The sequence below is a fragment of the Vampirovibrio sp. genome (genome assembly GCF_041737375.1).
In the GTDB taxonomy this organism is placed as follows: domain Bacteria; phylum Cyanobacteriota; class Vampirovibrionia; order Vampirovibrionales; family Vampirovibrionaceae; genus Vampirovibrio.
Window position 1 is genome coordinate 1 of record NZ_JBGSRV010000022.1, and the last position, 22802, is coordinate 22802.

Here is a 22802-nt window from a genome sequence, read left to right on the forward strand (position 1 = left end):
ACCACCAGCGCCACCGGCCATTCCGCCACCAGCGCCGCCAGCCATTCCACCACCAGCGCCACCGGCCATCCCGCCGCCAGCACCACCGGCACCACCACCACCCATTCCATCATTACTAATGAAAAAATTGGCGGCCAGCACCTGAGCAATATAACTGGGCGTGGCATGCTTTACGTGATAAACCTTGCGGTTACGAGGCGTATCCAGCTCCCGTAAAGCGTCACCAATCAAGCGAATATCCGCGTCCGTACCCAGCACCAATAATGAATTACTATCCTGATCAAAAGACACCAAAGCGGACGTGCTCCCGCCAGGGCGCTGCACTTTTAAAATGGTGTTATTTAACTGAAACGCCACATTAACAGCACTGCGATACTGAACCGGAATGGCTTTGAACGTTTTGGCGGTCATATTCCGTTTATCGGCAGTTTCCTGAGCGGCCACGATTACCGTATTGCCGTCTTTTGTATAGCTAAGTTCGCCCACCGTAAAAATATATTCCAGGGCTTTATTAATTGGAATATCTTTAATATCAATGGTCAGCGTTCCTTCCACCGACTCATCCAGAATGAGGTTAAATTTACCTTGCTGCGCCAACATGTTGAGCAAATCCCGAATATTGGCGTCTCGAAAGTTCAGGCTCACCTTGTCCACCGAAGGAGAAATGGCCACATCGCGAGAAATAGAAACCTGCCCCTGAACAGGTCTGGTTTTTACCAAATCCAGCGATTGAGCGACGGCCACAAATTGCAGACCAGGCAATAACAGGCTAGAGGCCAGTAAAAAGGCAAACGTCCGTCGCAAGGATGCCCCTCCTGTTTTCAGGAAGTTATCTGGAAAATTATTTGGGCAATTCCTGAACATCATGATTTCCCCTTCAAAGTTCTTGCAAATTGACAGGAACACCTGATGGCGAACCTTTTTGAGCAATCGGCGAGGAGTCCATTATTTTTTTAAGTTGACCCAACGCGGGTAAATTGAGTCCATCCGATGACGGCGCAGGGTTACCGCCGCCAGAACCGGCGGATCGCGTAGCAGCCTCCACAGCACTACCACTGTCTGATTCTGCCTTGGCTCCATTGGCGCTGTAGCCCACAATATCCGGCAAGGTAAAAGTTCGCTTTTGAGCGCGGTCATCCCGTAGGCGAAGATCCAGGCCATTGGCTCTTACCGCCAGCACTTCGGCAGGCCCCGTAGACAAATTCAAAACACTGCCTTGTTGAACAAACTGGGTCTGGTTGCCATCCACAGACACCAGGCCCATTTTTAATTTGGCGTTATAAATAACCCCCAGCAAAGTGACCGCAGAAAAAGGATCGAGTGGCGCAGAGGCAGCCACAGGCGTGCTGTTTGATGATTCAACCATTTCAACCGGCACTAAGGGTTTGGGCAGCCAGTCCAAAAAGGGGTTTGCCTTCACCGCAATAATGACCGAAGCCAGCTCAACCGTATTCCCGGCTTGCTCTACCTTGGCCATGGGGCCTAAAGGGTTTAAATCCGGCTGGTTTTTAACCTCGCTTGGCTTTTCGGGGGCTGGTACGTTAAATGGATTTAACTTTGCGGCATCGCCTGCTTCCTTTGAAACCGTTTGAAGGCCAGGAGGTTTGGAAGTCATGCCTCCTCGAACGGAACCCGGCATTTTAGACAGTGCCGCCGCACCGGGGCCAGCAGGCGCGGAACGACCCGGGCGCCCCCCCGGCGCACCCGAAGGCGCTTCACAGGCACTCAGCAATAATACGCACAACAGCAGCAGGGCAGCCGCCCCTTTGTTGTGAGGACTATTGACGATTTGAATGCTGTTATCCAAAGGCGTTCTCATTTTACTTCCTTAAAACCGCGAGATGACGCTTTCCCATCCCTCGAAAGCATAGAATCGGGATCGATCTATAGCGATATTTTGGATCATAGCTTTTTTAGCGAGCCTTCCGGCTCATCCAAACAATGGAACTCTCAAGGGGGCTTGCAGAGTGAATAATTGGGGGCGCTGGAATTATTAATTTTTCCTTAACCGCATAGACAGGGCTTATCCTCTTCCCTACTATAGAGTCACTGGAAAACTACTATTTCGTAGCAGTAATACCTGTTTAAATCGTGGAGGTTCTTATGCCTACAACTGAAACCAAAATCGCCATTAAACCCTTGGGCGACCGTGTCGTTCTGGAAGTACTGGAAGAAACCGAACAAAGTTCCGGCGGTATTTATTTACCAGAAACCGCTCGTGAAAAGCCCCAAAAAGGCAAAATTCTGGCAGTTGGCCCTGGCAAGCTAAATGACAGTGGCAAGCGTGATGAAATGCAAGTTCAGGTTGGCAACGTGGTGTTGTTCGCTAAATACAGCGGCACCGATGTCAAACTCGAGAACAAAGAAGTCAAAATCATGTCTGAAAAAGACATTCTTGGCATTATCGAAGGCTAATTGCCCGACGCCAATTTTGAGTACAGTTATTATTAAAATAGAGGTAATACACAATGGCCAAGCGCATTGTATTTGACGAAGAAGCCCGTCGGGCTCTTGAAAGTGGCATTGATGCCGTAGCGGATGCCGTAAAAGTAACCTTGGGACCCAAGGGTCGCAACGTGGTTCTGGAAAAGAAATTCGGTTCCCCACAAATCGTGAACGATGGTGTCACCATCGCCAAGGAAGTGGAACTGGAAGATCGCCAGCAAAACGCAGGCGCTCAACTGATTCGGGAAGTCGCTTCCAGAACCAACGATGTTGCCGGTGACGGCACCACCACCGCCGCTGTTTTGGCCCAAGCCATCGTACACGAAGGCTTGAAAAACGTGGTTGCCGGTGCTAACCCGCTCGCCCTGAAGCGTGGCATCGACAAATCCGTTGGCGTGATTGTAGAAGATTTACGCAGACAGGCCCGCAAGATTGAGAACCGTGAGTCAATCGCTCAGGTCGCTTCTATCTCCGCCGGAAACGATGACGTGGTAGGCAACCTGATTGCTGATGCCATGGACAAAGTGGGCAACGAAGGCGTGATTACCGTTGAGGAATCCAAGTCCATCGGCACCCAGTTGAAAGTAGTGGAAGGGATGCAGTTTGACAAAGGCTTCATCTCCCCTTACTTCATTACCGATTCCGAGCGCATGGAAGCCATTCTGGAAGATTGCTTCGTGTTGTGCGTCAACAAAAAAATCAATCTGGTAAGCGACCTGGTACCCATTTTGGAAAAAGTGGCCCGTGAAGGTCGTGGTTTGCTGATTATTGCCGAAGACGTTGAAGGCGAAGCCTTGGCCACTTTAGTAGTAAACAGTATGCGTAAAGTCATCCGCGCCGTGGCTGTTAAAGCCCCTGGCTTCGGCGACCGTCGCAAAGCCATGCTGGAAGACATCGCCATTTTGAGCGGTGGCCAGATGTTCACCGAAGATTTGGGTATGAAACTGGAAAACCTGACCATTGAGCAGATGGGTAAAGCCCGCCGCGTAACGGTTACTCGTGAAGCCACCACCATTGTGGTAGACGAGCATACCAAAACCGCTGTGGAAGCCCGCGTGAAGCTGATTAAGCGTCAAGTGGAAGAAAGTGACAGCGAATACGACAGAGAGAAACTGCAAGAGCGTCTGGCTAAATTGGCCGGTGGCGTTGCGGTTATCGAAGTTGGCGCCGCCACTGAAACCGAGCTGAAAGACAAAAAACTGCGTCTGGAAGATGCCTTGAACGCGACCCGCGCCGCGATTGAAGAAGGTATTGTGCCTGGTGGCGGTACCGCTTTATTGAAAGCGACCGTAGCCCTGCAAAAATACGCCGAAACCCTGAAAGCCGAAGAGCGCACCGGAGCTGAAATTCTCATTCGCGCTCTGGAAGCGCCTTGCCGCCAAATCGCCGACAACGCTGGCGCCCGTGGCCAGGTTGTGGTTGAAAAGGTCAAGGAAGAAAAGGACAACGTCGGCTTTGACGCCCTGAACGGTGTGTATGTCGATATGTTCGCCGCCGGTATCGTGGACCCCTTGAAGGTAGAACGTTCCGCTTTGGAAAACGCAGCCAGCATTGCCGGTTTGTTGTTAACCACCGAAGCGCTGATCGTGGATCTGCCGGATAAAAAAGGCTCCTCCATGCCAGCTGGTATGCCAGGAATGGATGACTACTAGACCCTAGTTTTCTATCCAACAATTCAAAAAGCGACGGGCCTCAAAAACCCGTCGCTTTTTAGTAAAATAAATTTGATTTAATTTTAAAGGCCAGTGCTTATTGAATAGGCTGGTTATTATTCATACCGGGCCACCATATAGCAGGTTCATTGTTTTTGGTTTTCACCATGGTGGGGCCAACATTAATTTCGGCGTTGGGGTCTTTAATGGCCTTTTCCCAGTTATAGCCCGTTTGTCCACCCCAAATCCGATTTTCGGATGGCAGAATTGATTTGTTGAGTTTTTTATCTTGCAAACCGGGGTAACGGCTTTCAATAGAGCGGTTAATCAGGCCCGCCAAGGGTGTGCCAGCCATTAAGCCCGCAATAATATAGCCCAACGCAGGGTTAATCATTCGCAAGCCTTTCACAAACCCACTTTGCGAATAACGAATGTTACTCATCAGGTTTTTGGCGATTCGCCGGTTGGCATCACCCTCCAACACTTGGAGCGCCGGTTTTTCGATTTGAGTAAACCGCTCGAACACTTCCGACTTCAGGTTTTTCAGACGCGCCGTAATGGCTTGCGACGCTTCCATTACGGCATCCGTTTTGCCTTGCTTGGCTGAATTGAGGTTATTGGCGTTTTTTTGTAATTCTCCCCCTAACGCTTTCAGGGAATTACCCAGACCACGCACATTCTCATCATCATGCGCCGACAGCTTTTTCAGCCAGCTTTGAATCAGTTCCTGATCCTTGGTAGGTTTGTCTTTGGCACTCATCGCCTTAAGCAACATCTCGTCGTCAATCCGGCCATCCACCTTGGCCATCATCTTGAACAGATTCACGCCAGCGTAGCCCATGGAAAGCGTAACTGCTGTGTTCACCAGCGCTTTGACCTGCCCTAGGCCATTTTGCTCCTTGCCAGCCCGATAAGCGGCCAAGGCAATGCCAAACAAAGGGTAAAGTCCAGAAGTATTAGCCAATACCAGATAAGCCACGCTGGATTCTCCCAGCACCCGAAGCCAGGCGTTGTTTTCTTCTCCCGGCCCTTTCATCTTTTCCCGACCCTGATTATACAGCAGGCCAGAACCGGCTAAAATCAGTGGCAACAGGGGCCGAAAACTTAATTCAATGGCTTTGGCGGTAGCGGGCGTGGGTTGCCCCCGAATGATTCTTTGAATCCCGGAGGCTAAGCCGTTGGCCACAAAAGCGCCACCGCTACCGAATTGAAGATTTGAATGGCCACCGGGATTTGAAATCCGCATTGCTATTGCCTTTTCATTAGAATTCACCTTCTGAAAGAGAAAACCAACTCAAAGACAAAGGGTGTCAAAACCACAAGTCATTGTTAAAAACTATTTACAATTAGAGGCGATTACAACCGCTTACAACAAAGTGCCTAAAGCCTTGTTGACCTTCTGCAAATAAGGCACACAAACCGAGCTTACCCCATTGCGATCCACATAGCCGGGGCCTTGGTAGTAGGCGGACAAGGCATACTCCAGATTGCCGTTATACTTACGCACCAGCCATCCCAAAAAACGGGCCGTTCCGGCGATATTATCCACCGGATCGTAAGGATTGGCCACGCCCAGCCATTTGGCGGTGGTGGGCTTTAGCTGCCCCATGCCAATGGCCCCCGAAGAGGAAACCGCGTCCCGGCGAAAAGCCGATTCGATGGCGATCAGGCTGGTTAACAAACGATAATCCACCCCGTAGCGATCGCTGTAACGCACAATGGCATCGGCAATACTGCCAATTTCCGTGCTAGGCAGTTTACTGTTATAAGTTTGAACGTAGCTGGTAACCATCAACACTTTCTGCCGAAGCAGTTCCGTGTTTTCAGCCGCCATAAAAGGGGATGAGATGGTGGCTTCACTAATTTGCAACGTCTCGGAACCACCGGTGGGGGACAGGGACGCCGCATCCAGTTCAAAATCCGGTTCTTCAGGCACAGTGGCCAAGGCAACCCCTGCGCATCCCCCCATAACCCATACGCCCAAAACCAGCCCAATTGAAATAAGAGACGACAAAAAATTCTTTCTAAAACGCATTTGAATAGTCCATGTTCACGCTCAACTGGCTCACTTCACTCAAGGCTCATAGCGCACCCAACCGGTGATTACTACATTATGCCCAATTCCAGCGAGCTTTAAACGACTTTAACTGAATAACACTGCCATTGCTAAAAGTAAGCCTTATTATACATTTATATTTTCAAATTCAGGAAGCCATTATTCCACAGAATCCAGAATTCGAATGAGATCAGCCGGTGTATCCACACCAATGGGCGCTTGATTGACGATAACCGCATAAAGGGGCATATTGGCTTCCAAAGCCCGCAACTGTTCCAGCTTTTCAAGGGTTTCCAGCGGAGAAGCCGGTAACTGGGTAAATTTCTCCAAAGCGGTACGTCGATAGAGGTAAATACCAATGTGCCGGTAAACGCTTTGCGGGACCTCTGGCTGATCCCGGTGATACGGCACCGGAGAACGTGAAAAATACAGGGCTTTGCCCTCAGCGGTTAAAACCGCTTTGACCAAATTGGGGTCCCGCCAGCTTTCAACATCCAGCAAAGGGGTAACCAACGTAATGATAGAGGCTTGCGGGAATTGGGAAATACCCTCAATCACATGCCGCAAATGCGCCGGGTTAATAAAGGGCTCATCGCCTTGCACGTTCAACACCCACTCAAACGCTGGAAACCGCTGGGCCACCTCCCACACCCGATCGGTGCCAGAGGCATGGGCGGGTGAGGTCAAGGCCACTTCCGCCCCAAAGTCTTGGGCTGCTTGCGTAATCCGATCATCATCGGTGGCAATCATGGCCTTCTGGATTTCCGCCACTTGCTGAACACGCTCCCACACGTGCTGAAGCATGGGTTTTCCGTGAATATCCACCAGCGGCTTGCCCGGAAAACGCGTAGAGGCGTAACGGGCCGGAATCACCGCTAAAACTTTAGGCTGAAAAGAAGGGTGTGTTGCGCTCAACCGAACAATTCCCTGTAACAAAACCCGTAACAGAAAAGGGTAAAATGCATTAAACTTAAGTTAAACACGGTTGCGCCCAGCTTGCCAGTGATTTTCAAGCCCGTCAACCCCCACCCCCGTTCGCTGTGCCCTCACCAAAAAAGGAAGCCGTATGCCAGACCCCACCATGGCCAATCAGGACTTTAATAGCGCCCTGCATTCCATGATTCCCACGGAACAGGTGAATCCCCGCACCACTGATATTGACCTGCTTTCCACCGAGCAGGTGCTTCGCAAAATTAACGCCGAAGATCAGTTGGTGGCCCTGGCGGTGGAAAAAGCTATTCCTCAAATTACGGTGGTGGTGGATGCCATTCGGCAAGCGTTTGAAAGCGGAGGGCGGCTGTTTTACTTTGGGGCAGGCACCAGTGGCAGGCTGGGAGTGCTGGACGCCTCCGAATGCCCACCCACCTATGGCGCAGCACCCGACTTAGTACAAGGCATCATTGCCGGAGGCGATGTGGCCTTGAGAAACGCCGTAGAGGGCGCTGAAGACTCTTGCGAACAAGGGCAGGCTGATGTGGAAAAGGCCGGTTTAAAAGCGGGCGATGTGGCTGTCGGTATTTCCGCCAGTGGGCAGGCCCCCTATGTGGTGGCCGCCATGCGGGCCGCTGAAGCGCTGGGATGCTTTACCGCCGGACTGACTTGCGACCCGGCATCCAAACTGGCTGAAGCGGTGCGTCAGCCCATTGTGGTAGAAGTAGGGCCAGAAGCGGTAGCCGGATCAACCCGCATGAAAGCAGGCACCGCCCAAAAACTGGTACTGAACATGCTGACCACCGGGGCCATGATCCAGACCGGGAAAACCTTCCAGAACCTGATGGTAGACGTACAGCCCACCAACCTAAAGCTAAAAGCCAGAGCCAGACGCATCGTAGCAGCGCTAGGGCAGGTAAATACCGATGAGGCCAGCGCCCTGTTGGAGCAAACCGCTTATCAGGTCAAGCCCGCGGTGCTAATGGCCCGTGGTAAAATAGAGTTACCAGAAGCCTTGAATAGACTTAGGGCCGCCTCTGGGAAATTAAGACTGGCCTTAAATCAACCCGGTTAGAGACACCCGCGCTTTCTATTAAACCATTTCCGGTTTAAAAAACCGTAAAACGGTACATAGTCAAAGCAATCCAGATTTTTATCGACTGAAAGAGGGAAACGCCATGAGCCTGTTATTTGATCGCCTGTTGCAAAAAACAGATGCCAGCCTGCTTGCGCTGGTGGAAGAGGATCATCGCTGGACACTGGCCGAATTGCGGGAAAAGGCGATTCGACTGGCCTCGACCTTGCAGGCCAAGGGCATTCAGCCGGGGGACAGGGTTTCCATTATGTTTATGAACCAGAAAGAGTATCTGGTTAGCTTTTTTGCGGTGCTCTACGCCGGAGCGGTAGCGGTGCCCATTAATATTACATTGCCTTCGGAAGACATTATTTATGTGGTGCTTCATTCCGGCAGCAAGCTGATGTTAACCACTTACGCCTTCAAGCATTGCTTTGAAGGCCGCCAGCTACCCTTGCTAATGGCCAACCAACCTGCGGAGGATCAAGCCTACCCTCGTTTGGAAGATGCCATTGAGGCCGGAAATTCAGATTTTCAGCCGGTATCTTTTGGGGATGCCCACAGCATGCGGATTTTAATGTACACCTCGGGCACCACCGGCAAGCCCAAAGGCGTAATGCTGAGCGAAACCAACCTAATCAGCAATCTGGAAGGCATTCACCCCATCTTCAAATTCACCAGCGCGGAGCGGCTGCTGATTGCCTTGCCCATGTTTCACGCCTACGGCCTGATTATTGGCCTTTACGCCATGGATGCCCAAGCCCCTATTTATCTGGTACCCACCTTTGCCCCCAAGAAAATCCTGCAAACACTGATTGAAGGAAAAATTACCATTTTGCCTCTGGTGCCCACCATGTTTAGCATGTTGATGCAGGGCATCCAACGGGTGGGAGCCGATAAACTGGTCCACCTGAAAGCCTGTATCTCCGGTGGGGCTTCCTTGCCAGAAAAATTACTGCGCCAAATTGAAGCGGGTTTGGACTTAGTGGTGCTAGAAGGCTATGGATTGACTGAAACCGCCCCGGTGTTGGCAGTCAATCGCCCCGATGCCGGTTCTATCGCCAAGTCCGTAGGGCCAGCCCTGCCCAATGTCCATTTAAAACTGGTAGATGAACAGGGCCAGCCCATCCCCTGGCAAGCAGGCCAGCCTTCCGCTGAAGGGGAAATTCTGGCCAAAGGACCCAATGTAATGCTGGGCTACTATAACCTGCCCGATGAAACCACACAGGTGTTTGACCCGGAAGGATACTTGCGCACCGGAGACCTGGGACACTTTGACGCCAATGGCAACCTGTTTATTTCAGGGGGCCGCATTAAAGATTTGATTATTAAAGCGGGCGAAAACATTGCCCCCATAAGAATTGAGGATGTTTTATACCAGCATCCCGCCGTGATGCATGCCGCTGTGATTGGGGTACCCGATGAAAAGCTGGGCGAAGATATTGTGGCCTGCATCGAGCTGAAAGAGGAAGCCGCCGCCACTGAGGCCGAGTTAAAAAAATTCTGTCTGGCGCATCTGCCTGCCTTCATGATTCCCGCCGCCATTCGCATTTACCCCGAATTGCCTAAAAACCAGACGGGCAAGGTCATTAAAAAGCAACTGCGCGCAGAGAACCAGCATTTGCTTCAAAAGGCAAACAGTTAATAAAACAGCGAAAACACTGCCGGTAAGCCCGCCGGGTATTGACGGTTTTTACGCAACAGCAAGCCTGTTTTTAAGAAGCAGGCTTGCTGCTATGGCGTGGGTTGGCTTTAAAAGACAAACCGCCGCCGCCCAACAGGGCATCCAAATCGGCATCCGTCAATTCATCACCGCCACCGGCGCCACCAGAAGCGGGGCGAGGCCTGCCTAGCAAGTCGGCTAAATCCTGAGTTCTCTTGCTCGCACCACCTGAAGTGACACGCTCTGAACCGAGTAAGGCGTCCAAATCGGTTAAATCGGATTTTTTATTTTTATTAAGCGGCCAGCTGGTTTGCGCTTTTTCCACCCACTTGTCTTTGGCCCCCATCAGCTTGTCTTTCAAGGTAGGCTGACCCACCGGTAAGGACTCGGCAAAGGGATCAGCGCCCAAGGGGTCTTCAACCGCAAAGGGATCATCCGCATAGGGGCTGGGCTTGGCAGAGCCTACCTTGCCTTCCAGCGCTTCGGTTCTGGCTTTCATCCGTTCAGCTCGATCCATTTCAGCCAACAAGGCCGGATCTGGCTCTTTACGCAGCCACTCATCAAACTCGGTGGCCAATTTAGCGGTACCCGGATCCAACATACGGATTAAGCGTTTATCCAAGCCCTGAGGCAGTTTTTTTAAGGCCTGCTGAACCTGAGCACGGGTTTTTTCTACCTTGGGTCCAATGTCTTCGGCCAGGGCATCCATATCCACCTGATTCAGCTTATTTAGCAGGGCAGGGTTCTCCTGCATAAAGTTGGCTACCACCGTTCCCACTTTTTGGCCCATTTGCTGAGCGTTTAAAGGCAGTTTTTCACCGGCAAGGGCTGAAGCGGAACCTGCCCCACCCGGATAAGCCGGAGCGGACATGGCAGGAGCGTTGCCTGGTAGCGATGGGTTGAACGTTGATGGGCTGGGGGTGGGGGTGGGCAAGGTGGGTGAGAACCGATCCCCAGTTAATGGTGAGCCCAAAGAACTGGATGGAAACGTGGATGGCGAAGCACTCAGATTGCTAATAGACGGCGCAGCGGGCGCATATCCAGCCGACAACGGAAAAGGAGCATTCACAGGGGGTAAAGGGGCGCTTACAGGAGAAAACAGAGCAGAGGGGGCTGGCAACGGCATGGAAGGATTGCCAAAGCTGCTAACCGGCGGAAGGGGGCGAAGCGGCGTTAGGTTTGGATTTAAAACGGGGAAAGGTCCTGTCATGGTCATCACGGATTCACCCTGTAGCTTAAAAAGTAAACGGAAACCACCCTAAATGGGTAAAGCCAGCATCAAGACATGGGTCTTGCCGGAAATTTTTAAAATCTCACTCACCTTAAAACACCTCAAGGGAAATAATTGCGGGCTTCCCTAATACTGGATTGCAAGAATTTACCCCACAAATAACCACTTGGCAAATGTCGCGCTTCATTAAAATGAAAAATTAAACGAGAAGATTGAACGAGAAAAATTAACGAGAAGAAGGATCCAGACGGCTCATTTGCCCCGTGGCCCGCTCTCGCAATAAAGCAGCCGCGCCTTTTAAATGGCTGTTTAAGGTACGGGGCTGATGGGTGGCCTGTTTTAAAAGCTGCTCCCAGGAAGGCTCCATGGAAGGGGTTTGGGTTCTTTTGGCCTGGGTGGACTTAGAAACGGATTCTGGCGATTGGGGAGCCTCTGCCTTTTGGAAAGGGAGTAAACGCTCCACAGAGGGCCGAGTTGCGTGTTGGGTGGTTTTAGGACGCAAGGGGCGAAAATCGGGGATGGCATCCGGTTTTTTGTCATCACTACGGGTCACGCCCACTTCTTTCAGCATGTTCTCAAAAACCCGACCCAAGCCGGTGCGATGAATGCTTTTATACCGCTCGAAACTGGCTTCCACCGCTTTCTCGTAAGGTTCACGATCTTGAATTTCCCGCATAGGCTCTGAGGCGGCCAAGGGTTGCAACACAGCAGCTGAAAATTCAGTTTTGGGCGGAGTAACCCGATCCCGATGAGTGGACTCTGGCGGTGCCGCCGGATAGCCAGACTGAACTGGCAGGGGTTCCTGCTCTCGAATTCGATTTTTGATGGTGTCCAGAGACTCACCCTGCACAAGCCGCTCTTTGGCTTGCCGGAAAAAATCAATATCCGGCTCGGTAAACGACAAATCCCCTTTAAAGGAAAGATATCCAGACGCCTCATAAGCCGAGCGAGGCACTTTAAAGTATTGAGACAAGCGCACCAAAACCGTCTCGGTCAGCTTCAGCTTCTCAGAGGCTTCTTGCAGCGTATAGCATAAATGCGTCATATTCAGGGTGTCCAGCTTAGTAACCCCACGTCCAAGGGTATTATTATAAGTCAATTCCCTCCGAATTTCATGATTTTAAAACCACCGCAGCGCATCAAACCAACCCCTCCGGCAAAAATCCACTTAACCCGCTCGTTCAGGCCTACTACCCCTGATTCATTTTGAGACCGGTGGTAAATCCCCCATATGCAGTATCAAGTGCGATGCGTTCTGTGCGATACAGAACTTATAAATCCACATCTCTCTCTCTTTCTTTCCCTGATGAACCACACGGTGCCCAAAAGGCACCTTTTTCTTTGGCATAAAAATAAAAAAACCTGCTAAAAAGCCGCCCAAAATCAGCCAGGGGAAATAATTTCTGGTATTCAGCCTCCAAGTTCCTCCATTCAATGTATCAAGCCCTGCCGGTTTCAACCGATATCTATTTTGTAAGCAAAAAGCTTACCCGCAAACTCAAATTTATCCACACATCTCTCTCTTTCTTTCCCTGATGAACCACACGGTGCCTAAAAGGCACCTTTTTTTTTAAAGTTCCACGTATAAACGACTCTCGCCTTCCCACATACTACGGGAATTGCTCTTTCGGATTCTCTGATCAAGATTGATAACCGTAAAATCGGGCGTGAGGTTGCCATCACGAATCTGTTGCTCAACAGAAAACTGAGAATTAACGGATTGGCGATCATGGCCATGAACCAACGTCTCTACATCTAAAGCAGCAGTGGGAAGCACGGCGGGATCATGAATATCATGTCTGCGCCACAAAAAGCCGCCGTCATTACCTTTTTCCCTTAAAAAATTTTCTACCGGCAAAATCAGCTTTTTTTCCTGAAAAACCTGCTGAACATAAGTTTTCCAAAACCGATTAGCCCAAGAAAGCCCAAAAGGCTTACCCGGTTCTTTGGTACCCTTTTTCTCAAATTGTTGCTGAACAGCCCGACAGCCATCCTGATAATACTGGTTTAAAATATCCTGCAGGGATTGCAAATCCTGATTAATAACCGGCGCATGCGTAAACAGGGTTTTTGAAGCCGGATTATAGTGAATTAATTTGGAGTTTTGAAGATACCGCTTAAACTGTTTCAGAAAATGCTGCCCGGATTCCCCCTTGGCAGGAGATTCCAACTGAACCTGAACCTTGTCCTCAGCGGCAATTAAGCGCACCTGCACATAATTATCCCGATCCGCAATTAAAATAGAGCGCCCCAGAGACCCCCCCGTTTCCCAGTTCAATGAAAACCTTTTATTAATTAAGGTCTGAAGTCCGGCATGATCATGATTGGAAGCCAGGCACACCAAATGATCGGCATTTTTGGGGTTAAGCTGCTGAATGATATCGAGCGTTAAATGATCCAGCGGCCCACGATCCGATAAAACATCCCCAATCAAAACCAGCTGCTGACCCGGCTGACCGCACCAGGTCAGCTCTTGAATCAAGAGGCTCAATTGACGGTAATAGTGCTTGTAAACCGATCGTCTGTGCGAGAGATCATCGATCTCTTCGGGGGTAAAGCCACTGGTTCGCAATCGTTCCAAAGATTCAGCATGTGTTTTTCCATTGAGTTGACTGATCGCATAACACTCATACGCATTGCGGCCCGAAGGATATTTTTTCTCCGAAACAATTTCACGCTTAAACGCCTCAGATAATGTCTGAAATCGAGCCGCAGGTTGAGGAGGCATGGTAGCCAGGCCAGTAAAAATCAAGGTTTCCACCAGCTTTTGGTAAGACCCATGCAAATCGCCAAGGGCGATTAACGGAGCGTACATCAAGCGAGCGGGTAAAAACTGGGGATTCAGCACCTGTGGAACAAGATGCATCATCTTTCCGGTATCTGGATCCTTTTGTCGCATCATCAGTTTAACATCGTAAGGCAACTTCAATTGGTTGACCAACCATTGCTGATCATTGGCGTGCGCAATGGCGGACTGACCTGCAAACTGAACCCTATCGGCAGCCAGTTTCTTCGGGCCAAACACGGCCATTCCATCCTTGGGCTTCAAGAAACCCTGAGGCGGCGCAGGTTGATTCAACACCCGAGGATTGGATCGCCTTTGATTGTTGGATATTATGACCATTTTAAATGCCAAGCCCTTTAACTAACTGGCACCGTATGGTTGCCATAGCTTGGAAAAAACCGGCAGCCGCCTACAATTGCCAAAAAGCAATCCGGACTTTGACTGAACGCTTCGCAAAGCGCCTCCATTTGAAAGGCATCCAAATGGCCAGTAACCACAGGCGGCCACCATAAGCTATAATATCGGGTATGCCTGCACACGCTCCTATGCTGTATCAAAATATCGACGAGGCCTACATTGCCCGTTGCATTACTTTGGCTGAGCTAGGCGCTGGCACCGTTAGCCCCAACCCACTGGTGGGAGCCATTGTACTGGACGCCGCCGGTAAAAAAGTGGGCGAGGGTTACCACCAAAAAGCGGGAGAAGCACACGCTGAGGTCATGGCCCTGGAGCAAGCTGGCGATAAAGCCAAAGATGGAACGCTGTATGTAAATTTAGAGCCCTGCAATCATTACGGGCGCACTCCGCCTTGCACCCAGAAAATTATTGAATCCGGCATCCAGCGGGTGGTATGCGGGACATTAGACCCCAACCCCTTGGTAGCAGGCGCCGGACGAGACATGTTGCAGAACGCCCGCATTTCGGTGCGCTATGGTTTTTTGGAAAAAGAATGCAAGCAGCTGAACGCCTTCTTTTTTCACGCCATTGTTCATAAAACACCGTTTGTTACCGTTAAGCTGGGCCTGACCCTGGATGGAAAAATTGCCAATCGCCATGGCCAAAGCCAGTGGCTAACCGGTAACTTTTCCCGGCAATATGTTCATCACCTGCGCCATCAGTATGACGCCATTTTGACCACCGCTGAGACGGTAATCATCGACAACCCCCAGCTCAACGTGCGAGACATTCCCAATATTCGAAAACAACCCATCAAAATTATTCTGGATCGCCAGTTCCGGCTAAACCCGGAAAAATACAAGGTGTTTAAAGGCGAGGCCCCGGTGTGGGTGGTTACTTCCAACACCAACCACAACAAAGCCCACGCCCAAAACGCCAAGGCGATGGGTATTAAAATTCTGGAAATTGATGAGACCGGAAACAGTCTGAATTTAAAATCACTATTCAACTTACTGGGCGAACAGGGGCTAACCAGTGTGTTTGTGGAAGGCGGCGGACGGCTTTCTACTTCCTTGCTAATGGAAAATTTAGTAAACAAGTTTTACTTGTTCTACGCCCCCAAAACCTTACGGGACCCCATGGCCAAATCCGCTTTCGGGGGCAGTTTTCAGCTGGATTTACCCGATGCGCCGCAACTGGATATCATTAACACCCGCCAACTGGAACAGGACTGGGTGATTGAAGCGCAGCCCTATAAAAAAGTAAAACCCTATCCCGGTTCAACCAACACCGCCGCTGGCATTTAACCCAGCGCTATCCGGCGCTTTCCGGTTTTTTGTTTTGGGATGAATAAATACGATGCAAAGCGCAAGCCGAACCGCAATCATGCGGAGGCGCTAGCGGCTCCTGCAGCGCAATGGGCGGCATCGCCGGTAAAACCGGCGGGGCGGATTGAATCACCTTGCGGCAAAAATGCCCACAATCCTCACAAACCGGGGTCTGCGATTCTAACATGCCATGCGATAAGGTTTGTTCCCGCTGGCAATGTTGGCAACGGTAGCAATAGGTTGGCACTTAAATTCCCTTTTTGGCTTAGGACTTGACCGTTAAAGCCCGAACTTTGGCGTATTTTAAAAATACTTCCAGCGTATTGGCCATGGCCAGCGTTTGGCCGGTAATGCCTTTAAACAACCCACCCATCAAAAAAAACTGCTTCCAGGCGGCCAACTTGGTTTTTATAATCAAGTTCATGGGCGTTTGGGCGCCATTGGCGGTGCCGTGCATTTCCAGATAGCGATAAGCGGACAAGGTAGACAGGTCATTAATGGCTGAGAACAAAGATTCCACAGTGAGGTAAGGGGCATAACCCAGCGGACGATCCAGTTTACTGACCTCCCCGTTCACCTTCAGGCTGGCTTCCCAATCATCCAGAATTATCCACTGTTTGCGGCGCACCAGTCTTAATAGTCGCTTGGGTTCTTCTCCCAAGGGGATATTAACCCACTGCTGCTGAAACTTTAACTGACGGGGAAGGGTAAACCCGTTTAAATGGGCGGGCGTATTCAATAAAACGCCATCCACTTCATGCCGCAGCATTTCCTCTACCCACTCATCGGGTTCAATCAACAGCAGCCAATCGCATTTAGCGGTGGAAAGCGCGTCTCGGCGCACAATGGCTAAGTTGTGGCTGGGATGAAAAAACACCTTGTCCGTAAAACCACGGGCCAGGGTGGAACTGCCATCGGTGCTTCCGCGATCAAACACAATTAACTCATCCACCCAATGCAGGGAAGATAAGGTTCTTTCCAAAGTCGCCGCATTATTCTCGGTGATTACAATCGCCGAAATGGTTTGGGATTTGTAGGTCATCTAACTCTTCACCACGGTTCTTAACAATAGGATACCAATAAATTGACAATCTGGAACATTCTCTACTTCAAAAAACCTATGCATGAATGAATTCACTGGAAAAGCCAGTTGAGCCAAATGGGGGGTTGATGATAGCATGTAGCCATGGCCGGACACTCTAAATGGGCACAAATCAAGCGCAGCAAGGCAATTAAAGATGCCAAACGGGGAGCCAACTTCGCGCAATGCTCCCGTGAGATTATTATGGCCGCCAAACTGGGCGGTGGCGATCCAGAGGGCAATTTTCGGCTGAGAACCGCCATTACCCGAGCCAAGGCAGCGGGGGTTCCCAACGACAACATTAAACGGGCCATTGAAAAAGGCATCGGTAGCGGTGGGGCCGATCATATGGAAGATCTCTCCTACGAGGGCTACGGCCCCGGCGGGGTGGCCATTTTTATTGAAGCGGTGACCGACAATCGCAACCGCACCGCGGGCGATATTCGCAGTTATTTCAACAAGTATCAAGGTAACTTGGGTTCCGATGGCTGTGTGGCCTGGATTTTTGAGCAAAAGGGCCTCATTCAGGTATCCCAGAACGGGCAAAGCGAAGAAGCGCTTTTTGAAAAAGCCATTGAGGCCGGAGCCACCGACTTTAGCGCCCATGCGGACGATGATGCCTTTGAGATTTTTACCGACCCGTTCGCCTTAAACACCGTGGCCCAAACACTCACTGAAATGGGCATTCCGGTGGAATCCGCCGAAGTGACTCGCAGGCCTCAAAATTCAGTCAACGTGGATCGGGAAGAAATTGCCAAACCTTTGCTGAAACTCCTGGATGCCTTGGAATCTCACGATGACGTACAACACGTTTACGCCAATGTTGATATAGAAGAATCGATTTTGGCCAAGCTGGAGCAATCCTAGCGTATGGCCGCCACGCTGACCACGCAGGGCCTCCACCGTTTTTTCCGGCAAATTAGCAAGCAGGCCAGCGAGGCCATGATGCTGGGCGGATCGGCGAAACCCTCCGCCCTGAACCAATGGGTAATCATTGGTTTGCATGCCAAACAAACCTTGCGCCTGCAGAACGATCAGTTGCAGTGGAACGATCAAACCCTTCTCTTTCAAGGCGCGGATGCCCGCTCATCGTTATTTGAAACATTAGAGCAAGCCCAAGCGCAAACCAAGCAGTGGCCTCAGGAAAAAACACAATACGCATTGCCCATGGCCGGGGGCTTGGCCGGATGCTTCGGTTATGAATTCTATCGCTGGTGCGATTCCGGCTGGCAAAAGCCAGTGTCTGGCCCAAACCGGGATTGGCCTGAACTGCTGCTGTATGAGTTTGAGGACTGGCTACTCATTAACCTGTCCAAGGCCCAGCTCACGGTTTTAAGCGAAACGATTTCTCGCAAAGCAGAATATGCACAGCAGTGGGCCAACTGCTTGGCGGCGTTAACGCCGCCACCCGCTGAACCCCTTGAACCAGTGCATAACCTGAACCCGGAAGCCATGGCCGACTACCTGCAAAGCTTTTCGGTTTCTTTCCAGCCGGAAGCTTTTGATCAGGCGGTTCACCAACTCAAGCAGGATATTTACAACGGGGAAATCTATCAGGCCAACCTGTCCATTCGCCTGCAAAAAGAATTACCTTTAGACCCCTACGCCCTGTTTGAACGGCTTTGCCTGAACAATCCCTCCCCGTTCGCCGGATTTTTTAAAACCCCAGAGGGGGTGCTGGTTTGCAACTCCCCGGAACGGCTGGTGCAAATGGATGAAGCTGGTCAGGCGCAAACTCGCCCCATTGCCGGAACCCGAGGACGGGGCCAAACCCCGGAGGCCGATGAGGCCATTGGCAACGCCCTGCTTCAAAACCAAAAAGAGCGGGCCGAGCATTTAATGCTGGTGGATTTGGCCCGGAACGATTTGGGCCGGGTGTGTCAGGCAGGCTCTGTGCAAGTGAACGACTTGCTGGTGCTGGAGCGTTACTCGCATGTAACCCACTTAGTGAGCAACGTGGTGGGGCAATTGAAAGCACCAGCCAACGGTTGGGCGCTCATTCAGTCCCTATTTCCGGGTGGCACCATTACGGGTTGCCCTAAAATTCGGTGTGTGGATATTTTAAGCAAGCTGGAGCCAGTATCCCGAGGGCTGTACACCGGCAGTCTGGGTTATCTGGATGCCGCCAGCCCCTCGCTGGACCTGAACATCCTGATTCGCAGCGTTTACCTACGTCCCGCGCCTATAGCCAGCAATCCGGCCAACAGCAACCATGACCCCATGCGGTATAATACGGCTGTTCATGTGGGAGCGGGCATTGTGCATGACGCCATTGGCCCGCACGAATACCGGGAATGTCTGCGGAAAGCCAACGCCATTCTCAATGAACTGTACCGGCTGGAAAGCCAAGCCACCCAACCCGTATAAGGAGCCAACACCATGCAAATCGGCGAACAAACCGGCGTTGTTATTTTTGACGCCAATGACATTGAGCGCAGCCTGAAACGGCTGACCCACGAGCTAATTGAATACAATCAGGGCGTGGATGACGTGGTGTTACTGGGCATTGTAACCCGTGGCAAACCACTGGCCGAGCGGGTGGGCAAACTGCTGCAGGATCTGGAAGGCAAGACGGTACCGGTGGGTTATCTGGATGTGACCTTTTACCGGGATGATACCGCTCAAACCTTTAAGCCCGCCTCCGAAAGCCATGTGCCAGTTGAGCTGACCGGTAAAAAAGTAATTTTAATTGATGATGTGCTTTACAGCGGTCGTAGTGTGAGAGCCGCCATGGATGCCTTAAACGGCTACGGACGCCCTGCCTCGGTGCAATTGCTGGTACTGCTGGATCGGGGACACCGGGAACTGCCCATCCGCCCGGATTATGTGGGTAAAAACATTCCCACCGCCAAACACGAGCGGGTCAACGTACAACTGAAAGAAGTGGACGGCGCCGATCAGGTTTTATTGTTGCGGAAATAACCCCGCCCCAAAAGAGGCAGTCCCAAACCCATCAACCGGTCAGCTGTTAAACACAGGGTTGCAACGGGACCTCTAGGTGCTGGCGACTATAATGCTGGCCCGCCACATACACATCGCTCAAGGCGTTACTGCCCACCCGGTACAGCAGTTCGTTATAACTGCGCCTGTCAAACAGGGCCGCATCGGCCCGCTTGCCCACGGTCAAACTGCCTCGATCATGCTGCAAATCCAGCGCTTTGGCCGCATGCAGGGTCACCGCTTTAATCACCTCCACCGGGGGCATGTTCATTTGCAGGCAAGCCAGAGCCATAATGAATTGCAGGTTATCAATCATGCAGCTGCCGGGATTGAAATCGGTGGCCAGCGCCACTGGCACCCCAGCGGTAATCAGTTTCAAGGCCGGGGCGTATTCCTGAATTCGCAAATAAAAGGCCGTTCCCGGCAACAGGGTAGCCACCGTGCCCCCGGCTTTTAAAGCGGCAATGCCTTCATCCGAAATATGCAGCAAATGATCGGCGGACACGGCCTCCAATTCTCCGGCCAGTTTGGCCCCGCCCCAATCGCAAAATTCCTCGGCGTGAATTTTTAGCTTGAGGCCGTAGCGATGCGCCGTTTCCAAAATCCGCCGGGACTGTGGCACATCAAAATAGCCTTTTTCGCAAAACACATCGCAAAAATCGGCCAGTCGTTCTTCAGCCACCACCGGGATTTGCTCCTGACACAGCAGGTCCACATAAGCCTCTGTCAGCCCTTGATATTCGGGCGGAATATCGTGCGCGCCCATATACGTGGTTACCATGCTAACCGGGGCTTGGGTTCGCAACGCTTTTAATACCCGTAAGCATTTCATTTCGCTGTTAAAATCCAGCCCGTAGCCACTTTTAATTTCTACGGTGGTTACCCCAAAGGCCAGCATGCCATGAAGCCGTTGCAGGGTGAGGGCGCTTAATTCCTCGGCAGAAGCGTTTCGGGTGGCTTGCACTGTTTTAAGGATGCCGCCCCCCGCTTGCGCAATTTCCTGATAGCTTTTGCCCTGCAAGCGCATTTCAAACTCATTGGCCCGATCGCCCGCAAAAATAGTATGGGTGTGCGAATCGATCAATCCCGGCAGCATCACCCGCCCACGGGCATCAATCCACTGCGCGTTGGGATAATCCACCCGGTTGATTTCACCGGAAGCGCCCAGCCAGGCAATTTTGCCCTGCTCAAACAAAATGGCCCCGTTCTCAATCACCCCCAACGGATTCTCCACCGTCATCCGCCCCGGATCCACCGTAACCAATTGCCCAATGTTGTAAATCAACCGACTGATCTGGCTCATGCGCTATAACTCCAAAAAAGGGACTTGTACGCCTTTGGCGCGGGCTACAGCTTTGGCTTCATCGTAGCCAGCATCCACATGACGGATCACACCCATGCCCGGATCTGAAGTGAGCACTCGCTGCAAGCGGGCCTCCGCTTCCGGGGTGCCATCGGCCACAATCACCATGCCCGCATGCAGGGAATACCCAATACCCACCCCGCCCCCGTGGTGATAAGAAATCCAGGTGGCCCCGTTCACGGCGTTAATCAGGGCGTTTAAAACCGGCCAGTCTGCAATGGCGTCCGATCCATCCTTCATGCCTTCCGTTTCCCGGTTAGGGGAAGCCACGCTGCCGCAATCCAGATGATCCCGCCCAATCACGATGGGCGCTTTTACCTTGCCAGAAGCCACCAGATCGTTAAACAGCTTGCCAGCCTTGGCCCGCTCTCCATAGTTGAGCCAGCAAATGCGGGCGGGCAGGCCCTGAAACTGAATATGCGCTTGGGCCAGTTTCAACCAGTTCAGCAACATTTTATTGTCGGGAAAAGCGGCCATCAGGGCCTCATCCGTTACCCGAATGTCTTCCGGGTCACCCGACAGGGCCACCCAGCGGAACGGGCCGGAGCCTTCGCAAAACAAGGGGCGAATGTATTCGGGGATAAAACCGGGAATGCGAAAGGCATCCTCCACCCCTTCCCCTTTGGCTTGCTGGCGAATGTTGTTGCCGTAATCGAACACCACAGCGCCCTTTTGCTGAAAAGCCAACATGGCTTTCACCTGCTTGGCCATGGCCGCTTTGGCCCGGTGGACGTATTCTTCCGGATTGCTTTGACGCAAATCATTGCCCTGCGCCAAGCTCAAGCCTTCCGGCAAATAGCCCACCAACGGATCATGCGCCGAGGTTTGATCCGTGACCATATCGGGAATGACATTGCGCTGCACCAGCTCATGGTAAACGGTCGCCGCATTGCCAACCAGGCCAATAGAAACCGCCTCCTTGCGGGCCACCGCCTCTTGCACCCATTGCAGGGCCTCTTCAAGAGAGCTGGCCAATTTGTCCATATAGCCGGTTTCCAGCCGCTTTTGAATCCGGGAGGGATCCACATCTATGCCCAAAAACACGCCGTTGTTCATTTTAACGGATAAAGGCTGCGCCCCGCCCATGCCCCCCATTCCGGCGGACAGTACAAATTTTCCGGTTAAATCGCCGTTGTAATGCTTGCGGGCTGCCTCGGCAAAGGTGAGGTAAGTGCCTTGCACAATGCCCTGACTGCCAATGTAAATCCAGCTGCCTGCCGTCATTTGGCCATACATGGTCAAGCCCATGCGCTCATATTCCCGAAAATGCTCCCAATCCGCCCAGGCAGGCACCAGATTGGAGTTGGCAATCAGCACCCGAGGCGCGTCAGGGTGAGACTTCATCACCCCCACGGGTTTGCCGGATTGCACCAGCAGGGTTTCATCGTTTTCCAGGGTTTTCAGGGTTTCCAGTATTTTAGCCAAACATTCCGGGTTGCGGGCCGCCTTGCCCGTACCACCGTAAACCACCAACGCCTGCGGGTCTTCCGCCACCGCAGGATCCAGGTTGTTCAGCAACATGCGGTAAGCCGCCTCAGTGAGCCACGATTTGCACACTTTTTGAGTGCCGGTGGGCGCACCGCTTAAAACGACCGTTGGTGCGGGTTCGGTAATTGCCATAGGAAGCCCCCTCAATTTTTTCCTGATAAAACCATTAGCACTAGTTTAACCAAATATAAATAATTTATCTCCCCCTATTTCCCCGCCCCTGCTCCCCATTCTCTTGCCCCCTCTGCTCTGGCTTCCTTGTCATCCCTGCCTCCTGTCATTCCCGCGCAGGCGGGAATCCACGGTGCGGGCTTGCGGTTTAGCCTTCCGTGCGAGGGGGGGGGTGAAGACATGCGCTTTGGGGCAAAG

At 51.8% G+C, this 22802-nt stretch carries 20 protein-coding genes; 8 read left to right on the forward strand and 12 right to left on the reverse strand.

The genetic code is table 11. From position 1 onward, the window contains the following. The coding region (locus tag ACEW81_RS13750; RefSeq protein WP_373533574.1) for a hypothetical protein at positions 1-804 on the reverse strand (804 nt) is incomplete at its 3' end. Between the two features lie 73 nt (positions 805-877). Next, entirely contained in the window at positions 878-1819 is a 942-nt protein-coding gene (locus ACEW81_RS13755; RefSeq protein ID WP_373533575.1) for a hypothetical protein, read from the reverse strand. Positions 1820-2103: 284 nt separating this feature from the next. Between ACEW81_RS13755 and groES the strand changes: the two genes are divergently transcribed. Both groES and groL read left to right on the forward strand, forming a co-directional pair. Beyond that, positions 2104-2415, forward strand: coding sequence for a co-chaperone GroES (gene groES, locus ACEW81_RS13760; protein ID WP_373533576.1), 312 nt, complete (start codon positions 2104-2106; stop codon positions 2413-2415). A gap of 53 nt (positions 2416-2468) precedes the next feature. Next, the gene (gene groL, locus ACEW81_RS13765; protein WP_373533577.1) at positions 2469-4097 is read left to right on the forward strand and encodes a chaperonin GroEL; all 1629 of its coding nucleotides are present in this window, start codon (positions 2469-2471) and stop codon (positions 4095-4097) included. Between the two features lie 97 nt (positions 4098-4194). Here the strand turns inward: groL and ACEW81_RS13770 are convergent, their stop codons facing one another. The 3 genes from ACEW81_RS13770 to kdsB all read right to left on the reverse strand — a co-directional run bounded on the left by ACEW81_RS13770 (position 4195) and on the right by kdsB (position 7068). Further along, positions 4195-5343 (reverse strand): hypothetical protein, encoded by a 1149-nt coding sequence (locus ACEW81_RS13770; RefSeq protein ID WP_373533578.1) that lies wholly within the window; start codon positions 5341-5343, stop codon positions 4195-4197. Positions 5344-5463: 120 nt separating this feature from the next. Continuing rightward, entirely contained in the window at positions 5464-6033 is a 570-nt protein-coding gene (locus ACEW81_RS13775; RefSeq protein WP_373533593.1) for a lytic transglycosylase domain-containing protein, read from the reverse strand. Between the two features lie 279 nt (positions 6034-6312). Then, the gene (gene kdsB, locus ACEW81_RS13780; protein WP_373533579.1) at positions 6313-7068 is read right to left on the reverse strand and encodes a 3-deoxy-manno-octulosonate cytidylyltransferase; all 756 of its coding nucleotides are present in this window, start codon (positions 7066-7068) and stop codon (positions 6313-6315) included. Positions 7069-7219: 151 nt separating this feature from the next. On the opposite strand from kdsB, the gene murQ reads away from it, so the two are divergent. Together murQ and ACEW81_RS13790 are read left to right on the forward strand one after the other, a co-directional pair. Then, positions 7220-8158, forward strand: a complete 939-nt coding sequence (gene murQ / locus ACEW81_RS13785) for an N-acetylmuramic acid 6-phosphate etherase (RefSeq protein ID WP_373533580.1) — start codon at positions 7220-7222, stop codon at positions 8156-8158. Between the two features lie 103 nt (positions 8159-8261). Next, positions 8262-9803: a class I adenylate-forming enzyme family protein gene (locus ACEW81_RS13790; RefSeq protein WP_373533581.1), complete on the forward strand. Its 1542-nt coding sequence runs from the start codon at positions 8262-8264 to the stop codon at positions 9801-9803. A gap of 70 nt (positions 9804-9873) precedes the next feature. On the opposite strand, the gene ACEW81_RS13795 is transcribed toward ACEW81_RS13790, so the two are convergent. The 3 genes from ACEW81_RS13795 to ACEW81_RS13805 form a co-directional block, all read right to left on the reverse strand. Next, positions 9874-11037 (reverse strand): hypothetical protein, encoded by a 1164-nt coding sequence (locus ACEW81_RS13795; RefSeq protein WP_373533582.1) that lies wholly within the window; start codon positions 11035-11037, stop codon positions 9874-9876. Positions 11038-11278: 241 nt separating this feature from the next. Then, positions 11279-12097: a hypothetical protein gene (locus ACEW81_RS13800; RefSeq protein WP_373533583.1), complete on the reverse strand. Its 819-nt coding sequence runs from the start codon at positions 12095-12097 to the stop codon at positions 11279-11281. A gap of 525 nt (positions 12098-12622) precedes the next feature. Beyond that, entirely contained in the window at positions 12623-14077 is a 1455-nt protein-coding gene (locus ACEW81_RS13805) for a hypothetical protein (RefSeq protein WP_373533584.1), read from the reverse strand. 287 nt (positions 14078-14364) lie between these two features. Here ACEW81_RS13805 and ribD point away from each other — a divergent pair, with 287 nt between their 5' ends. Continuing rightward, the gene (gene ribD, locus ACEW81_RS13810; protein ID WP_373533585.1) at positions 14365-15540 is read left to right on the forward strand and encodes a bifunctional diaminohydroxyphosphoribosylaminopyrimidine deaminase/5-amino-6-(5-phosphoribosylamino)uracil reductase RibD; all 1176 of its coding nucleotides are present in this window, start codon (positions 14365-14367) and stop codon (positions 15538-15540) included. 7 nt (positions 15541-15547) lie between these two features. Here ribD and ACEW81_RS13815 read toward each other — a convergent pair whose 3' ends face one another. Next, the gene (locus ACEW81_RS13815) at positions 15548-15808 is read right to left on the reverse strand and encodes a zinc ribbon domain-containing protein (protein WP_373533586.1); all 261 of its coding nucleotides are present in this window, start codon (positions 15806-15808) and stop codon (positions 15548-15550) included. Between the two features lie 18 nt (positions 15809-15826). Beyond that, positions 15827-16603, reverse strand: a complete 777-nt coding sequence (locus tag ACEW81_RS13820) for a glycosyltransferase (RefSeq protein WP_373533587.1) — start codon at positions 16601-16603, stop codon at positions 15827-15829. A 144-nt stretch (positions 16604-16747) separates the two neighbouring features. On the opposite strand from ACEW81_RS13820, the gene ACEW81_RS13825 reads away from it, so the two are divergent. The 3 genes from ACEW81_RS13825 to pyrR are packed head-to-tail and all read left to right on the forward strand — an operon-like array spanning position 16748 to position 19564. Beyond that, positions 16748-17509, forward strand: coding sequence for a YebC/PmpR family DNA-binding transcriptional regulator (locus tag ACEW81_RS13825; protein ID WP_373533588.1), 762 nt, complete (start codon positions 16748-16750; stop codon positions 17507-17509). 3 nt (positions 17510-17512) lie between these two features. Next, complete coding sequence (locus ACEW81_RS13830; RefSeq protein ID WP_373533589.1) at positions 17513-19009, forward strand: anthranilate synthase component I family protein; 1497 nt, start codon at positions 17513-17515, stop codon at positions 19007-19009. A 12-nt stretch (positions 19010-19021) separates the two neighbouring features. After that, positions 19022-19564, forward strand: a complete 543-nt coding sequence (gene pyrR / locus ACEW81_RS13835) for a bifunctional pyr operon transcriptional regulator/uracil phosphoribosyltransferase PyrR (protein ID WP_373533590.1) — start codon at positions 19022-19024, stop codon at positions 19562-19564. Positions 19565-19610: 46 nt separating this feature from the next. On the opposite strand, the gene hutI is transcribed toward pyrR, so the two are convergent. Together hutI and hutU are read right to left on the reverse strand one after the other, a co-directional pair. After that, positions 19611-20885 carry an imidazolonepropionase gene (gene hutI / locus ACEW81_RS13840; protein ID WP_373533591.1) on the reverse strand — a complete coding sequence of 425 codons (1275 nt, stop codon included), beginning with the start codon at positions 20883-20885 and terminating at the stop codon, positions 19611-19613. A gap of 3 nt (positions 20886-20888) precedes the next feature. Next, complete coding sequence (hutU, locus tag ACEW81_RS13845; protein ID WP_373533592.1) at positions 20889-22565, reverse strand: urocanate hydratase; 1677 nt, start codon at positions 22563-22565, stop codon at positions 20889-20891. Between the last annotated feature and the right edge of the window lie 237 nt (positions 22566-22802).

What these genes read in the sequence shown, in the direction of transcription:
- ACEW81_RS13830 (WP_373533589.1), top strand. Translation starts at nt 17,513, where the DNA reads ATGGCCGCCACGCTGACCACGCAGGGCCTCCACCGTTTTTTCCGGCAA.
- groL (WP_373533577.1), top strand. Translation starts at nt 2,469, where the DNA reads ATGGCCAAGCGCATTGTATTTGACGAAGAAGCCCGTCGGGCTCTTGAA.
- ACEW81_RS13790 (WP_373533581.1), top strand. Translation starts at nt 8,262, where the DNA reads ATGAGCCTGTTATTTGATCGCCTGTTGCAAAAAACAGATGCCAGCCTG.
- ACEW81_RS13795 (WP_373533582.1), bottom strand. Translation starts at nt 11,037, where the DNA reads ATGACCATGACAGGACCTTTCCCCGTTTTAAATCCAAACCTAACGCCG.
- hutI (WP_373533591.1), bottom strand. Translation starts at nt 20,885, where the DNA reads ATGAGCCAGATCAGTCGGTTGATTTACAACATTGGGCAATTGGTTACG.
- pyrR (WP_373533590.1), top strand. Translation starts at nt 19,022, where the DNA reads ATGCAAATCGGCGAACAAACCGGCGTTGTTATTTTTGACGCCAATGAC.
- ACEW81_RS13770 (WP_373533578.1), bottom strand. Translation starts at nt 5,343, where the DNA reads ATGCGGATTTCAAATCCCGGTGGCCATTCAAATCTTCAATTCGGTAGC.
- ACEW81_RS13755 (WP_373533575.1), bottom strand. Translation starts at nt 1,819, where the DNA reads ATGAGAACGCCTTTGGATAACAGCATTCAAATCGTCAATAGTCCTCAC.
- ACEW81_RS13800 (WP_373533583.1), bottom strand. Translation starts at nt 12,097, where the DNA reads ATGACGCATTTATGCTATACGCTGCAAGAAGCCTCTGAGAAGCTGAAG.
- ACEW81_RS13825 (WP_373533588.1), top strand. Translation starts at nt 16,748, where the DNA reads ATGGCCGGACACTCTAAATGGGCACAAATCAAGCGCAGCAAGGCAATT.
- hutU (WP_373533592.1), bottom strand. Translation starts at nt 22,565, where the DNA reads ATGGCAATTACCGAACCCGCACCAACGGTCGTTTTAAGCGGTGCGCCC.
- murQ (WP_373533580.1), top strand. Translation starts at nt 7,220, where the DNA reads ATGCCAGACCCCACCATGGCCAATCAGGACTTTAATAGCGCCCTGCAT.
- ACEW81_RS13820 (WP_373533587.1), bottom strand. Translation starts at nt 16,603, where the DNA reads ATGACCTACAAATCCCAAACCATTTCGGCGATTGTAATCACCGAGAAT.
- groES (WP_373533576.1), top strand. Translation starts at nt 2,104, where the DNA reads ATGCCTACAACTGAAACCAAAATCGCCATTAAACCCTTGGGCGACCGT.
- ribD (WP_373533585.1), top strand. Translation starts at nt 14,365, where the DNA reads ATGCCTGCACACGCTCCTATGCTGTATCAAAATATCGACGAGGCCTAC.